At 64.3% G+C, this 14,601-nt stretch carries 16 protein-coding genes; 7 read left to right on the top strand and 9 right to left on the bottom strand.

Going from position 1 to position 14,601, the window contains the following annotated elements; genetic code table 11:
• The first annotated feature begins 196 nt into the window (after positions 1-196).
• The 3 genes from FXB38_RS07305 (at position 197) to FXB38_RS07295 (ending at position 2,230) form a co-directional block, all read left to right on the top strand.
• Positions 197-976 carry an NAD kinase gene (locus FXB38_RS07305; protein ID WP_148750172.1) on the top strand — a complete coding sequence of 260 codons (780 nt, stop codon included), beginning with the start codon at positions 197-199 and terminating at the stop codon, positions 974-976.
• A gap of 99 nt (positions 977-1,075) precedes the next feature.
• The gene (locus FXB38_RS07300; RefSeq protein WP_008133731.1) at positions 1,076-1,621 is read left to right on the top strand and encodes a response regulator; all 546 of its coding nucleotides are present in this window, start codon (positions 1,076-1,078) and stop codon (positions 1,619-1,621) included.
• A gap of 30 nt (positions 1,622-1,651) precedes the next feature.
• Entirely contained in the window at positions 1,652-2,230 is a 579-nt protein-coding gene (locus FXB38_RS07295; RefSeq protein WP_148750170.1) for an Hpt domain-containing protein, read from the top strand.
• A gap of 122 nt (positions 2,231-2,352) precedes the next feature.
• Here the strand turns inward: FXB38_RS07295 and FXB38_RS07290 are convergent, their stop codons facing one another.
• The 4 genes from FXB38_RS07290 to folE all read right to left on the bottom strand — a co-directional run bounded on the left by FXB38_RS07290 (position 2,353) and on the right by folE (position 6,074).
• Positions 2,353-3,528, bottom strand: coding sequence for a DUF2336 domain-containing protein (locus FXB38_RS07290; protein WP_148750168.1), 1,176 nt, complete (start codon positions 3,526-3,528; stop codon positions 2,353-2,355).
• 159 nt (positions 3,529-3,687) lie between these two features.
• Positions 3,688-4,704 (bottom strand): lytic transglycosylase domain-containing protein, encoded by a 1,017-nt coding sequence (locus FXB38_RS07285; protein ID WP_187434721.1) that lies wholly within the window; start codon positions 4,702-4,704, stop codon positions 3,688-3,690.
• A 227-nt stretch (positions 4,705-4,931) separates the two neighbouring features.
• Positions 4,932-5,354 carry a phosphoribosyl-AMP cyclohydrolase gene (hisI, locus tag FXB38_RS07280; RefSeq protein WP_148750164.1) on the bottom strand — a complete coding sequence of 141 codons (423 nt, stop codon included), beginning with the start codon at positions 5,352-5,354 and terminating at the stop codon, positions 4,932-4,934.
• 27 nt (positions 5,355-5,381) lie between these two features.
• Entirely contained in the window at positions 5,382-6,074 is a 693-nt protein-coding gene (gene folE / locus FXB38_RS07275; protein WP_148750163.1) for a GTP cyclohydrolase I FolE, read from the bottom strand.
• 235 nt (positions 6,075-6,309) lie between these two features.
• On the opposite strand from folE, the gene FXB38_RS07270 reads away from it, so the two are divergent.
• Positions 6,310-6,765, top strand: a complete 456-nt coding sequence (locus tag FXB38_RS07270) for an iron-sulfur cluster assembly scaffold protein (protein WP_148750161.1) — start codon at positions 6,310-6,312, stop codon at positions 6,763-6,765.
• A gap of 16 nt (positions 6,766-6,781) precedes the next feature.
• On the opposite strand, the gene FXB38_RS07265 is transcribed toward FXB38_RS07270, so the two are convergent.
• Complete coding sequence (locus FXB38_RS07265; RefSeq protein ID WP_187434720.1) at positions 6,782-7,690, bottom strand: COG3904 family protein; 909 nt, start codon at positions 7,688-7,690, stop codon at positions 6,782-6,784.
• 229 nt (positions 7,691-7,919) lie between these two features.
• Between FXB38_RS07265 and yidD the strand changes: the two genes are divergently transcribed.
• Both yidD and FXB38_RS07255 read left to right on the top strand, forming a co-directional pair.
• A complete protein-coding gene (yidD, locus tag FXB38_RS07260; RefSeq protein WP_148750160.1) occupies positions 7,920-8,258 on the top strand; it encodes a membrane protein insertion efficiency factor YidD in 339 nt (112 codons plus the stop codon).
• A gap of 92 nt (positions 8,259-8,350) precedes the next feature.
• A complete protein-coding gene (locus FXB38_RS07255) occupies positions 8,351-8,563 on the top strand; it encodes a hypothetical protein (protein ID WP_148750158.1) in 213 nt (70 codons plus the stop codon).
• Here FXB38_RS07255 and FXB38_RS07250 read toward each other — a convergent pair whose 3' ends face one another.
• Both FXB38_RS07250 and FXB38_RS07245 read right to left on the bottom strand, forming a co-directional pair.
• Positions 8,564-9,760: a hypothetical protein gene (locus tag FXB38_RS07250; RefSeq protein WP_246229726.1), complete on the bottom strand. Its 1,197-nt coding sequence runs from the start codon at positions 9,758-9,760 to the stop codon at positions 8,564-8,566.
• Between the two features lie 14 nt (positions 9,761-9,774).
• Positions 9,775-11,139, bottom strand: a complete 1,365-nt coding sequence (locus FXB38_RS07245) for an APC family permease (RefSeq protein WP_148750154.1) — start codon at positions 11,137-11,139, stop codon at positions 9,775-9,777.
• A 365-nt stretch (positions 11,140-11,504) separates the two neighbouring features.
• Here FXB38_RS07245 and FXB38_RS07240 point away from each other — a divergent pair, with 365 nt between their 5' ends.
• The gene (locus tag FXB38_RS07240; protein WP_246229724.1) at positions 11,505-12,806 is read left to right on the top strand and encodes an alpha/beta hydrolase; all 1,302 of its coding nucleotides are present in this window, start codon (positions 11,505-11,507) and stop codon (positions 12,804-12,806) included.
• Positions 12,807-12,882: 76 nt separating this feature from the next.
• Here FXB38_RS07240 and FXB38_RS07235 read toward each other — a convergent pair whose 3' ends face one another.
• Together FXB38_RS07235 and FXB38_RS07230 are read right to left on the bottom strand one after the other, a co-directional pair.
• Positions 12,883-13,272: a hypothetical protein gene (locus tag FXB38_RS07235; RefSeq protein WP_148750151.1), complete on the bottom strand. Its 390-nt coding sequence runs from the start codon at positions 13,270-13,272 to the stop codon at positions 12,883-12,885.
• Between the two features lie 88 nt (positions 13,273-13,360).
• Positions 13,361-14,533 (bottom strand): MFS transporter, encoded by a 1,173-nt coding sequence (locus FXB38_RS07230; protein ID WP_148750150.1) that lies wholly within the window; start codon positions 14,531-14,533, stop codon positions 13,361-13,363.
• Positions 14,534-14,601 lie beyond the last annotated feature (68 nt).

Genomic DNA, 14,601 nt, shown 5'->3' with positions numbered 1-14,601 from the left:
GCAGCTGTAGCCGGCAATTGCGACGGTTTGGGGAATTGGAGGCCCAGGTAGGGCTTTCCGGGCCGATCCGCTTGGCTTTTGCCCTCCCCGCTGGGCGCGTTTGCCTTCCGGGCGGTCGTCCTCGACAATGGAGGCCCAGGTCGTATAGACGACCTCGGCGGAACTTTCTCGAGCCAGCAACACCTGCCTGGAAGCCATGACCAAGCCATCGCGATACGACCGGATCGCCTTCGTCGCCAGCCCGAGCAGCGAGGCAGAGGCCGCCTTCCACCAGCTCACCACGCAATATGGCAATTGCGATCCGAGCGAGGCCGACGTCGTGGTCGCGCTCGGCGGCGACGGGCTGATGCTCCAGACGCTGCACCGCCACATGCGCTCGGGAAAGCCGATCTACGGCATGCACCGCGGCACGGTCGGCTTCCTGATGAACGAATACTCGACGCACGACCTCCGCGCCCGTCTCCAGGCCGCGCATGAATCCGGGATCAACCCGCTGCTGATGCGCGCGACCGACACCCATGACCGCGTCCACCTGCATCACGCCATCAATGAGGTCTATCTGTTCCGCCAGACCTACCAGGCGGCGCGCCTGCGTATCCTGATCGACGAGCGCGAGCGCATGCCCGAGCTGATCGCCGACGGCATCATTGTGGCGACGCCGGCAGGCTCGACCGCCTATAATCTCTCCGCACAGGGGCCGATCCTGCCGATAAACGCCGCGCTGCTGGCGCTGACACCGATCAGCGCTTTCCGGCCGCGGCGCTGGCGCGGCGCACTGCTGCCCAACACGGCCTACGTCGTGATCGAGGTGCTGGAAGACGACAAGCGGCCCGTCGCGGCCGTTGCCGACCATGAGGAGGTACGCAGGGTCCGGCGCGTCGAGATCCTGTCCGACAAGACCATCTCGATGCGCATGCTGTTCGATCCCGGCCACAGCCTGGAGGAACGGATCCTGCGCGAGCAGTTCGGCTACTGACCTGCCGGCTCCGCCCCCCGCCGGCCGCCTGTTCGCAACGCTTCGTTAACCCTCGGCACGATATGGTTAACGAAGGTTGACCGCTTTGGCCCAGGCGTCATGTTTCGCATCGACTTCAACAAGCTGCGCTTTCTCGTCTGCGACGATAATCCGCACATGCGCCGCATCCTGCGGACGCTGCTGCATTCGTTCGGCGCGCGCGAGGTCTATGAGGCTGAGGACGGCGCCACGGCGCTCGAAATGTACAGTCACTACGTGCCCGACATCGTCATCACCGACTGGGCGATGCCGATCTTCGACGGGCTCGAGCTCGCGCAGATGATCCGGCAGCCTGAATCCAAGGGCAACCCCTACGCGCCGATCATCATGCTGACTGGCCATTCCGAGAAGCGCCGCGTCACGGTCGCGCGCGATGCCGGCGTCACCGAATTCCTGGCCAAGCCGATCTCGGCCAAGGGCCTCTACCAGCGCATTCTCAACGTGGTCGCCAGTCCCCGGCCTTTCATCAAGACCAAGACCTATTTCGGCCCGGACCGGCGCCGCAACACCAACTCCGCCTATATGGGCCCGGAGCGCCGCGTCGGCGAAAAGCACGAGGTGCTCCAGCAGCCCTCGCTGCTCGACAAGGCCCGCTCCTCCATCTAACGCGGGGTCCCACCCGACGAGGCAGGCATCATGGCGAAGAACAGCGCAAAGGACATCGAGGTCACGGCCTTCGCCACGCATCAAATCATCACGCAGCCCAATCCGCTGCGTAAGGTTCTGCGCCGCGTCGAGGAAAAGGACCTGGACGATCCGATCGGACGCGCCGAGCAGGCGCTGGCCGATCTGTCCGGCGAGTTCAAGAGCTGGATGACGACCGAGGTCAACCGGCTGTCGTCTGCCTACGTCGCCATCCGCAACGACGGCTTCACCAAGGCGCGGCGCGACGAGCTGTTCCACGCCGCGCACGACATCAAGGGCGACGCCGCCACGTTCGGCTTTCCGGCCGCGGCGGGAGTTGCCGAGAGCCTGTGCCGCGTCATCGAGCACGCGCCGGATCTCGAGAAGGTGCCGGCCGAACTGTTCACGCACCACATCAACGCGATCCTCGCCATCGTGCACGAGAACACCAAGCTCGACAGCATCAGCATCTCCGCCGAGCTCAGCCGCCGTCTGCGCAAGGTCGCCGACGACTATCTCGCCGACGTCAACCGCGACCGCCCCGAGCATCTCGAAGTGATCCTGGCGCCGAGCATCGCGCCGGCGGAGTAACGACTCCGCTCTCTCCTCTCGTCATTGCGAGCGCAGCGAAGCAATCCAGAAATCCCTCCGCGGGAGCGGTCTGGATTTCTTCGCTGCGCTCGCAATGACGAAGTTTGCGGGTCCGGCTTGAACTACGCTGCGATCAGGTCGTCGTACACCGGATCGATCGTGTCTTCCGCAACCAGCTCGTCGCAGAACAACCTCGCCTCCTCGCGCGCGGATTCGGTGGCGAAGCGGCGCAACAGGACCATCAGCGGCTCGGTGGCGCCGCGGTCGGCCTCGCAATGGGTGAGCACACGCTCGACCATGCGCCGGCGCAAGCGCGCCGCGGTGTCGTCGGTGTCGACAAAGCCCTGCTCGTGGCAGGCATCAAGCGCGACCTGGAACGCTGCGAACGTCGCCTCGGGTAAGCCTGCGCGACGAAGCAGCGCGTGCAGGCTGTTGCCGCCACGGTCGTGCAGCAGCGCGGAGACGCGCGCGAGCGGCAGATCGGCCAATTCGGCAAGTGCCGCATCAAAGAGCTCGAGATTGCTCGACAGCAGCGCGCGCAGGATCAGGCCCGCGGTGAGCTGGCCGGTGATCCGCAGATGCTTCACCAGGCCCTGCATGTCGTCGCCGCGCGAGCGCGCCGCAATGTTCATGGTGGACCGATCTCGCGCCTCGGTCGTCATGCGTTCGGCACGGTCGGCGCTCAGCCAATTCCGCGCCACCACGAACTGTGCCAGCGTCTCGGAAAGCTTTGCCACCAGTGCCGCGCGCGTTGCGGCAGGAATGTCGTCCAGCACCAGCATCGCCTCGCGGATCGCGGCGAGATGGCCGTGACGCTCGACGATGCGGTTCCACGAGAACGGTGCCAGCTCGGCGTGGGGATTTTCGATCAACTCCAGTGCGGCGGCCGCGCAGCCGACCTCGGCAATGGCGGCGCAGACCGAGACCGGCAGCGCGATGCGGCGGGCGACCGCACATTGCACCTCGTCGTTGCCGGTCGCGACGATGTCGACGAGATCGGCATCGATCAGCAGCGGCGAATGTTCGAGTACGGGCAGCGCCACGGTCGGCTGGTCCGCCGACAGCGCCCGCACGATCGACGCCGGCGCATCCGTGCTGCGCGCAAACGCCTCGGCCATCGCCTGCCGCACCAGGGGCGAGGGATCGTCGAGCAGCATCAGCAGCGCGCCCTCGGCGGCGACACGGTCGTCGTGAGAAAGATCCGAGATCAGCCAGGCCCGGGCCAACGCCCGCGTTGCCTCCGCCCGCTCACCGGCGGGCGCGGTCCTGATCCAATTAATGAACTGCCGAACAATCATGGTGCTTCCGGCTTACGCAACGAAAAAAAGAAAACGGTGACGGCCTGTCACCTGCAACACAAAATAAACCACGACGCTTAACAAAGCGTTCACCATAACTGGCTGGTTTTATTGATGATTTGTTAAGGGCTGGAAGCAGCCCAAGGGCGCGATAGCGCGCTAGCTCGAGAACGTGCCGCTGCGATCGCTGAACAGATCAAGCGGCTGCGGCGGCCGCACGTCGGGCGTTGTCGACGCGACCGAAGTGAGCGAGGCGTTGTTGCCCCACAATTTCTGCACCGTCGTCGAGACTGGCTGCGTCGCATCGCCGGGCTGATAGATCGAACGGAATGCCGGCGTGATCGGCGTGTTGTCGGCGACCGTCGCCGACGATGTCGCGCTCACCGGCGTCACACCACGCGCATCCGGAAAGGTCTGGAGATAGGCGGCCCCATTGACCATTGGCACGGTGGTCTGCACGCCGTTGGCGGCGGCGACCTGCGTGGTCGACGGCGTGTCACCATACATCGCCATCGCGCTGCGCGTGGATTTCGCATTCGAGGCGCTCGCATAGCGCGCGTTCAGCACCGAATAGACTTCGGAGACGCTGCGCGCGCGGCCATCCTTGGCGTAGAAGATCGACCGGTTGGCGGATGCCGCATTGGGAAACAGCCGCGCACCGACCGCTTGCGGGTTGTCCTCGGCATTGGCGATCAGTTTCGCCGCGCCGCCGACGCCCATGAAGTGCGCCATATAGAGCTCACTGTCGGACGGCCTGCGGCCGAGCAGACCGGTGAGCTTGAAGCTGTTGGACTGCGTCAACGCCGCCGCCATGCTGGAAGCGGCCTCGGGATCGTCGCGCAGCTTCATGATCGTGCGCTTCATGAAGGGATCGTCGACGGTGTAAGTGCCGGACGAGGTCTTGCTGATGGCGTCGGCATAGTTGCCATAGCCGAGCTGCGGACCCGCCTCTTTCACAGTGCCGAGCCAGGTCTGGTCGATGAACTGATAGAGACCGTGGGCGGACGAGGTGGTGGCACCGGCCGACGGATCGAAATCCGATTCCATCTTGGCGGTGGTCAGCATGTATTCGAAGCTGACGCCGGTCTGGTTCGAAGCCTGCTTGATCGCGCCCGCAACGCGCCGCGATGAGTCGGATGCGGCCGTCTGCGAGGCACTGGAATTGTCGACCGACATGATGGCGTGACGGGCCCGTGCGGCGTTTGAGCGGCGCCGGCAATTCGGACGCCTGATCGCCTCACCGTGGGACAGTTATCGTTAATGCGGGGTTAATTCGGGGGCTGCCCGTCCCCGAGCCATTCCGGGGCATCGCTTAGCGATGAGCCCGGAATCCATCTAACCGCGCGTGATGCCGTAGAACGGATTCCGGGCTCGCGCTTCGCGCGCCCCGGAATCACAGCTCGCTATTTCTTGTAGACTGCGTTCGGATCGAACAGCCTGTCAGCGTCGACGAAGGCGAGCTTTGTACCGCCGCCCTCGGCCTCGACCTTGCGGTAGAAGCAGGACCTGCGCCCGGTATGGCAGGCCGCGCCGATCTGCTCGACGCGAAGCCAGACGGCGTCCTGGTCGCAATCGGTGCGGATCTCGACCACGCGCTGGGTCTGACCTGAGGTCTCACCTTTTCGCCACAAGGCATTGCGCGAGCGGCTGAAGTACCAGGCTTCGCCAGTGGCAATGGTCTTGCGCAGCGCCTCGTCATTCATATGCGCGACCATTAGCACGTCACCGGTGGTGACGTCCGTCGCCACGCAGGTCACGAGGCCGGCGGCATCGAACTTGGGGAGGAAGGACAGGCCTTCCTCGATCTCGCGGGAGTGAGCGGACACGACAAACCTCGCCAGTTATCCGCGAGGTCAGCGCGTCATGCCTCGCACCATGGACAGGAAGCGGGCCTGCTCCGCCGGGTTGTCGCGGAACATGCCCGTATAGCGGCTGGTGAAGGTCGAGGCGCCATGCTTGGCGACGCCGCGCACCGACATGCAGGTATGCTCGGCCTCGATCAGGACAGCAACGCCACGCGGCTTCAGGATCTCGTCGATCGCGGCTGCGATCTGCGCCGTCAGATGCTCCTGGGTCTGGAGCCGGCGGGCGAAGATGTCGGTGAGGCGCGCGAGCTTCGACAGGCCGACGACGCGTTCCACCGGCGTATAGGCGATGTGCGCCTTGCCGTAGAACGGCATCATGTGATGCTCGCATTGCGAGGTGAACTCGATGTCGCGCACCAGCACGAAGTCGTCATATCCGGCGGTCTCGCCGAAGGTGCGGTCGAGCACCTCGGCCGGGCACTGGTGGTAGCCCTGATAGAGCTCGTCGAACGCCTCGACCACGCGGCGAGGCGTGTCGAGCAGGCCCTCGCGCCCGGTGTTCTCGCCGATATAGGCGAGCAGCGTCTTCACCGCAGCTTCCGCCTCGGCACGCGCGGGACGCGGCTGGTCGGCGCGGACGGCGGCCGCAAGGAATTCGGCAGGATCGAGCTCCGCCGGGCGGCTATCGAGCTGCTTGTCAGAGGGCTTGTTCGGGCGGATGGATTTGATTGTAGCGTCCATGTCTACTCCGTTCGACGGCCTTGCGGCCGGAGTGTCACCGGCAGACGGGGCGGACAAGCCGCCGGACGCCTGGAGAGAACAGTATTTGGCGAAAGAGGTTTCTTGGCAATAACGCCGGATCTGGATCATCGCCGACGCACCGCCGGACTGTTTTTCCGCCAGTTCCGCCCCTATATAGGGCCGTGGACCGCGCCCGCCAAGGCCGATCCGGCAGGTCAGTGTTGGACTCCATCACATGCTGAACGACATCTATAACAAGCGGATCATCGAGCTGGCCGGAAATATTCCGCGCCTCGGGCGGTTGTCGGACCCCGATGCCACCGCCACGGCCCATTCCAAGCTGTGCGGCTCAACCGTCAAGATCGACCTCAAGATGGAGGGTGACACCGTCACCGACTTCGCGCATGACGTGAAGGCCTGCGCGCTGGGACAGGCCTCTTCATCCATCATGGCAAGTCACGTGGTCGGCTCGACCGCGAGCGAACTCCGTGAGTTACGCGAAACCGTTCGCAAGATGCTGAAAGAGAATGGCTCGCCTCCCGAAGGCAAATGGGAGGAAATCAAATTCCTCGAGCCGGTCCGCGACTACAAGGCGCGTCACGCCTCGACGCTGCTGACCTTCGATGCCGTGGTCGATGCGATCGGCCAGATCGAGGCCAAGGCAATGCAGCCGGCCACCGCGCAGGGCTGAGACCAGACTGGGGCTCTTACTTCTGCGACGGCGCCGCCGGTGCTGTCACCGCGCCACCGGTGGGCACCACGGCTTCCGCCGTCTTGGTCGACTTGGCAGCCTGCTGCGGCTCCGGTTCCTCGCCGAACCTTGCCTGCGTCTTCGGCGTAAGCTCGGCCACCGCAGGCGCCGAGATATCCACATGCGGCAGCACGTCGGCCACCAGATTGGTCGTCACGAGATTGGTGAGCTTCAGCTCGGCTGTGTCCAGCTCGTGCAAATCTTCCCACGGCGGCACGTTGAGCGCGAGGGACAGCAGGTCCCCCGCCCCGCCCATGTCAAAGGTGTATTTGGCGAGCCGGCCGATGTCGCGTTCCACGATCATCAAATCCTGCGCGCTGTAGCTCGCGGCCTTGGCATCATCGGCCCGGTCGCCCATCCAAATCTGATGGACGCGGACATGGGCCGCTTCCGGCACGTAGCGCTTCTTGCCGGCCAGCAGCAGGAACACGCACATGGATTCGCAATAGGCTTCCGAGGCGACCGCCGGACGGGCACCCTGCCCGCCGCCGCCCTGCTGCGTGATGCCGACGGTGGTGAGAAGGCCGAGATTGCGGAAGCGGCGGCCGAGCGAGATCGCGTCGTTGACGGAACCGCCGCTGGAGTCGAGCACAACGGTGGCGCCGCCGAGCTGGCGTCCACGGGCGAAGTCATCAAAGTCCTTCGGGGTATCAGCAGTAATGATGCCGACCGCGCTGACCCAGCCGCGGCAATTGGGCTCGCAGGCGACCCAGCCAAACTTCATCGGCAGCTTGCGCTCTTCGAGCGAGACGCCAGCGCTGGCCGACGAGCCAAAGGCCGCGACGGCGCCCGCCAACACAACACCACAAGCGGCGGTTCCAACCAGCAACCAGCCGCGAAGGTTGAGCGACTTCAGAACTTTCAAACTCGTTCCTTCCCCAAGCCCCAAAAGCAATCAGGCAAACCCCGTCTCGACGTTCCAATGAATCTCACATGAACTTCACCAAAATGGTATCCGGGGGAATACAGATCGTCCATAGGTACTTGCTGCACTGCTCCCAGAAAGCAGGCAAACTATGGCGTGGACACAACAACTTGCTGTTCCCTGCGCTGGAACTGCGCAACCGGGCGCTCACGATGGCGACACAGCGCACATGAAGCACTCAACCTGCGAGCACTGCTCCACTCCTGTTACTGAAGCGCTGCGGCTGCCGCGCAGATTCGGTCGCGCGCTGATCTGGCTTTATCGACACACGCTGTCGCCGCTGGTCGGCTACAACTGCCGACACCTGCCGACCTGCTCCCTGTACGGCGACGAGGCAATCGAGAGGTTCGGACTTTGGGCCGGAGGCTGGATGACACTCGCGCGCCTGTTGCGCTGCAATCCCTTCGGCACGTCGGGTATCGACAACGTGCCCGTCGCCGTGCCGAAGAGTGCGCGCTGGTACCTGCCCTGGCGGTACGGCCGCTGGCGCGGAGTGAACGCTCCGTAAGCATGCTGCGGTGCTTTGCGCATTACTGCCCTGACCGGAACCGGAACTTTCCCCTCGCGTTGTTGTGATGCTCCCCCAGGGAGGAAACAACAATGCGCTGGAAAATCAGCCCTCATTTTCGCTTCAGGCCAGGCCCGCATCCCGGATTCAATCCGAGGGATCACGATCCCAGAACCATCGACGTGCTCGCGATCATTGCTCTGCTCGTCCTCGTCGTCGGATCCGGCTGGTATCTGGCGACAAGCCTTGCGACGCCGCAAAGCACGACGGCATTCATCGTGCCGAGCCAGAGCGTGCACTGGTAGCTAGCGGAACCAGAAGAATCGCCCGGGCGGTGCGACCGGCTCGGGCGGACGCGGCCGCTTCGGTCGCGGCTTGGGCGGCGGCTCGGCGGACGAAGTCGTCTCCGCGGCCGGCGCGGCTTCGCTCGCCGCCATTTTCACCGACAGCAGCAAGTTCGACTCATGCATCCGCCAGCGATAGCCGACGCCGAAATCGATTGGCTGGGCGCGCGTGAACAGCTCGGCGTAACGCTCCTGGTAACGACCGGGGAATTCGCCGATCGGCCCGAGATAGCGGCCGAACGGGAAGAAGCGCCATTGCCGCGAATTGTAGTTGGCGACCGGAATGCCGGAATCATCCTGGATGATGGTCGCGCTGTTGGCGAGCAGCCAATCGCGGGCGACGGTGAAGTTGCCCCCGTGCAAGAGATAGGACGCGCTCTTGAGCAGGCTGTTGCCGGGCCCGAGCGTCTCGCAGAATTTCAGGAAGCCGGCTGCGCGCGCGCCGGAATTGGAGAGATCAGTCGAGAAATAATACAGCGTGCGCGCCTCGCCGTCGGCACTTGCAAAGGTGATGCGGACCCCGCGTGTGGCATTCGGCCCAGGATTATCATTGCCCGTGTGCGCCCCGCCCTTGTCGTCGAGTGCGACCGTCTCGACGTTGCGGATGGTTTTGCCGGAGCGCGCCAGGAATACGTAGAGAATCGGCAAGGTGCCGTTGACCTGGTTGGCGTGCAAGTCGACCTTCATCTGCTTGGTAATGAAGAAGGAGAAGCTCAGGATCGAGCCGAGCGAGCGCTCGACATTGTAGAGCGCGGCATTGACCGAGCCGCGCGGCAGCCTAGTCAGATCCGGCACCGCGCCGACGGGCTCCAGCGCGCCCAGCACGTAGGTGCTGGCCTTGGAATAAAAGGCGTTGGCGTAGAGGAAATCCGGGCCGCTGAAAAAGTAGAACATGGTCGGCCGCGGCGCGGCGAGATTGACGTCCGACCAGTTCCGGATCTTCGACAACTGCCGCTGCTCGAGCTGGGCGAAGGCGCTGTCGAAGAATTTGGCGTGATGCTGCCAGGACGGGTCCCTGGTGAGCGCCACCAGCGGCGAGTCCGCTGAAGGCTGCATGCCTGCGAGGAAGCGCGCAGTGTCGTCGAAGGTAACCTCGGCCGCGCGCGTGGACGAGATGGCCGCAGCCATAAGGGCAAGAGCGACGGCCGCAATTCTCATGGGTCGAAACATATCTATTCGCGATTGTGTGACGTGGCAGCGGCGACCGGCCGCCTGCGGAAAACTGCATAAATCAACAGGCCCGAGAGCATGACGAGCATCCCCGACAGCGACTGCACCGGCCGCTCGGTCAAGAGGTAGTACATCATGGATGCGGTCACGATCAGGAAAATGAGCGGCGTGAATGGGTATCCCCAGGCGCGATAGGGCCGCGGCAGGTCGGGATCGGTGATGCGCAGCTTGATGACGCCGGCAACCGTGAAGAACGAGCAGAACAGCAGCGAGAACTGGATGAAGTCGAGTACCGCCTCGAAGCTGCGCGTGAACAGCAGCAGATTGGCGACCACGAGCTGAAACAGGATGGCATAGGCCGGCGCACCCCTCAGCGATCGTTTCGAGAACACGTGCAGCGCCGGGATGTCCTCTCCCATCGTCATCATCACGCGCGGGCCGATCCACATCATCGCGCTGATCGAGGAGATCAGGCCGACGCAGATCATCGCGCCGACGATCCGACCGCCGAGGCCTCCGAAAATGGCGCTGCCGGCCACGCTTGCGACGTCGAGCTGGCCGGCCAACGCGCTGATTGGCGTCGCGTACAGGAACACCGCGTTGAGCGCGACATACAGCACCAGCACGATCAGCGTGCCCGCGAGCAGTGCGCGCGGCAGGCTCTGCTGCGGCGTGTTCATCTCGCCGATGATGTAGGTCGCGGCGTTCCAGCCCGAGAACGAGTACATCACGAAGACAAGCCCGATCGCGAAAGGCGCGCTCACGATATGGGCGAGATCACCGGCGTGGGGTGCAAACGAGATCGGCTGCGGCGTGCCGACGACGAAGCCTGCAACGAGGAAAGCGACGATCAGCACGACCTTGAGGATGGTCGAGATCAGCTGGAAGGTCGAGGAGTGCCTGACGCCGGCCAATTGCACGATCGAGACCAGCCACACCACGCCGATCGCGAGCGGGATCGGCGACACCTCAGGCATGACGGACTTGGCGTATTCGCCGAAAGCCATGGCAGCGAGCGCTACGGGCGCGGCAAAGCCGACCGTCGCCGAAACCCAGCCAGCGAGAAAGCCGAAGGCCGGATGATAGGCGCGGCCGAGGAAATTATACTCCCCGCTCGAGCGGGGAAACATCGCGCCCAGCTCGCTGTAGGAGAACACGCCGCACAGCGCGACGATGCCACCGACCGTCCACAGCGCGAGGATCGAGAAGCCCGAGGGGATGTCCTTGACCTGGAAGCCGAGGCTCGTGAAGACGCCGACCCCGATCATATCGGCAACGACGATCGCGGTTGCGACCAGAACGGAAATCCCGGAGCCGCCGGTCAGCCGCCCGGTCCAGGGCGCGGTTCCCGCATCTGATGCCGTCATCTGGGTCCTTAGCCTCAGGCGTCGCGCCTCATCGGAGGCATCGTGCAGATTGGTCCAGTCAATTCAAGCAGGGTTAACAAGGGCTAAATGAGGCGATTGAAATAGGTAATTAGCCACCTTCCTTGCCCGCGTTCGAGCAATAAAGCCGTAGTCGGCCGCGGAAATACGCGCGGCGCTCCCACAATCGCGACACGATTGCGTGGTCTTTTTTGATCGTTCCGGATGTGGGGAAGTTTCTCCGGACACTTAACGTCGCCTAAACGCCAGTCGGTTCAATTGTCTTAAGGTTGCCGATGGACGTGACTTGGGTCGTGACTTGGGGTCATGGGTGGATGGTCGGGGCCGTTCCGAAATTGAGAGCAGACATGCGCGCTGACCGGACCAAGGCGTCCGGGGCGCGCGGTCATGCGCTTCGGATCGCCCTGATCTCAGGCTTGGTGCCGTTGTCGCTGACGCTGGTTCAATGCGGCAAAGCTCCCAATCCGGCGGCGCTCGCCGCGAACTCGCAGGCCAATGTCCCGGTCGTCAATCAGACCGTCCCCAAGACCAATCCGCGAGTCGCCAGCAGCGACACGTTTGAGGATCGCTTCCCGGCCCCGCAGTTCAGGGAGCGCTTCCCCTCGGCGAGCGAGAGTTTCCTGCAACGGCAGATGTCGGACTTCTCGCCCAAGCGCGCCGTGCAGCAACAGCCGGAGCAGGCACCGTACAAGGTCGCCTCGCTCGCGCCGCAGGTCCCCTACCAGCGTCCGGCGCGTGACGACCTGACGGCGCTCGTCAGCATGAAGTCCTCGGCCTTCCCTTATTTCGGCAACAACCCTGCGTCCGACGCGCCCTTTCTCAACATCTCCAAGGGCGACCGCCGCGGCCACCGCAGCTACTCAGGGCGCGTGTTCTGGCAGGACGAGACCTACAACGACAGCCGTGTGCTGATGCACGTCCCCGAGCATTTCGACGTGCGCAAGCCTGGCGTGATCGTGGTGTTCTTCCACGGCAATGGCGCAACGCTCGAGCGCGACGTGCGCGACCGCCAGCTGGTGCCGCAGCAGATCACCGATTCCGGCGCCAATGCCGTGCTGCTCGCGCCGCAGATGGCTGTAGATGCCGCAGACTCCAGCGCTGGAAAATTCTGGCAGCCCGGTGGCCTCAAGCGCTTCATGGAAGAGTCAGCCAGCCACCTCGCGCAGCTGACCGGCGATCCCAACAGCGCGCGGGCCTTCGCCAACATGCCGATCGTGATCGTCGGCTATAGCGGCGGCTTCCTGCCGACCGCCTGGAGCCTCGAGGTCGGCGGCATCAGCGATCGCGTCCGCGGCGTCGTGCTGCTCGATGCGGTCTATGGCGAGATGGACAAATTCGCATCCTGGATCGAGAGCCACCGCTCGGGCTTCTTCGTCAGCTCCTACACCCACTACACCGCACGGCGCGACCGCGAGCTGATGAGCATGTTGCGGCAGAAGGGCATCGGTGTTTCCGAGGACATGGATGGACCCTTGCGTCCCGGTAGTGTCGTGTTCGTCGAAACCGGCGACGGCATTACGCACCGCGACTACGTCAACCGCGCGTGGACGCAATATCCGCTCAAGGACGTGCTGGTGAAGATGTCGGCGACGCCGGCGCTGGCGCTGACGCGCATTGCAGCCACCAGCTCTTCCGCGCCAAGCCGTTAGTCTGAACTTTGCGAACGAGCGATGCTGAGCCGGATCGCCGACCAGGCGTCCGGCCCTCGAACCTCAGCTCTTGATCTCAGGTTTTGGGCAGCTTCGGAATGCTCTCGGCAAAGCCGTTGAAGCAGGCCAGCCGCTCGTCCTCTTCCTTGAAGAACCGGCAATCGGCATAGCCCTTGGCCTTCGCCGGCTTCGGCTTGGGCGTCGGCGGGATGATGGCGTCGTAGCAGTTGAGCCGGTCCTTGGTGCCGTCGTCAGTATCGAGGCAGGCCTGAAGCCGAGCCGCGATCGATTGCGGCTTGCCCTTGGGTGCTGCAGCCGGCTTGGCGGCGGCCTCTTTGGTGCCGGCCTTGGTCCCCTTGGGCTTGACCTGCACCAGCGGCTTGTCCCCCACCATCGGTGGCTTGTCGGTCTGCGCAAACGCGGAGGCTGAATAGAGCACCGCGGCAACCGCCAGAATCATCCTCATTTCAGTCAACTCTCTTTGGTCCCCATGACGGGCCTTCTAGCGCTCTCCCGCGCGGTTTGCCAAGCGCCTTGCAGAGGAAATGCCTGCTTCAGCCCGGGGCGGCAACGGCCGGCCGGGGACGGCTCACAAGCACCAGGACCAGCGCCAGCACGACAAAGCCGACCGCCACGAAACCTGTGCTGTGCAGCAGATCGCGGGCAAACAGCAGCCCTCCGACGGCCGAGCCGATGGCCTGGCCGATATAGAGGACTGACGTATTGAGCGCGACGGTTGCGGGCGCAAGCGGCGGCGCCGCCGCGACCAGCCGTACCTGCTGCATCGAGTTGGTCGAGGCAAAGCCCAGTCCCCAGATCGCCACCGCGATCGCCATCAACACGAGCGTGCCCGCGCTCAGCGCCCACACGGTGATGCCCGCGAGTAACAGGCACGTGAACAGCAAGGAGGTTCGGTATGGCCCCCATGTGTCGACGATACGGGTCGCCACCACAACGCCGAGAAAACCGCACACCCCATAGATGCCGAACACTATGCCGATCGCATCCGGGCTCGCCTCGGTCAGCTTCTTGAGCAGCGGGCCCATGAAGGTGAACACTGCGAACTGTCCGGACATCTGCAGCATCGTGATCGCGAGCAGCAGCAGGATCGTCCTGTCGCGCCCGACCTCGCTCCAGGTTTTCAGGTCAACCGGCGTGCCCTTCAAGCCGGCCGGCAGGCGCACCAGCAGCAACAGGAAGCTGACGCAGCCGAGCGCGCCAATCTCGCCATAAGCGGCGCGCCAGCCGTAGCGGCTGGCGATGAAAGTGATCAGCGGAAGGCCGACCGCGGCAGCTAACGACCAGCCGAGGAAGATATAGGCGATCGTGCTACCGCGCCGCTCCGCCGGCACGATCAGCGCCGCCGTGCCGGCAGCCTGCGGCGTGTAGAGTGCGCCGACGGCAAGCATCACCAGGCGGATGACGAGGAGGCTTGCATAGTCGGGCGCAAAGGCCGAGGCGAGATTGCCAAGGGCGAGCACCGCGAGCGTGGTCGTGAGCAAGACCCGCCGTTCGATGCGGCTGGTCAGCCACGCCGTCAACGGCGAGCCGATGCACAGCGTGATTGCACCGAAGGTGATGAGCAGCCCGGCCGCATGGATGCTGATGCCGAGCCCCGCAGATAATTCCGGCAGCATCCCCGCAGGCGCCAGCACCGAGCAACCAGTGACGAGATTGCCAAGCATCAGGGCGGTTGGCGTGAAACGGCCGGCGCGGGGACTTTCCATGCAAGTGCATGTAGAACAGACGCACCTGCAGTTAAAGAGCGGCGTTCGAAATAGTTGGAGCACCGCCC

This window comes from Bradyrhizobium cytisi (genome assembly GCF_008123515.1).
In the GTDB taxonomy this organism is placed as follows: domain Bacteria; phylum Pseudomonadota; class Alphaproteobacteria; order Rhizobiales; family Xanthobacteraceae; genus Bradyrhizobium; species Bradyrhizobium cytisi.
This window is presented reverse-complemented; position numbering and strand designations above follow the sequence as displayed.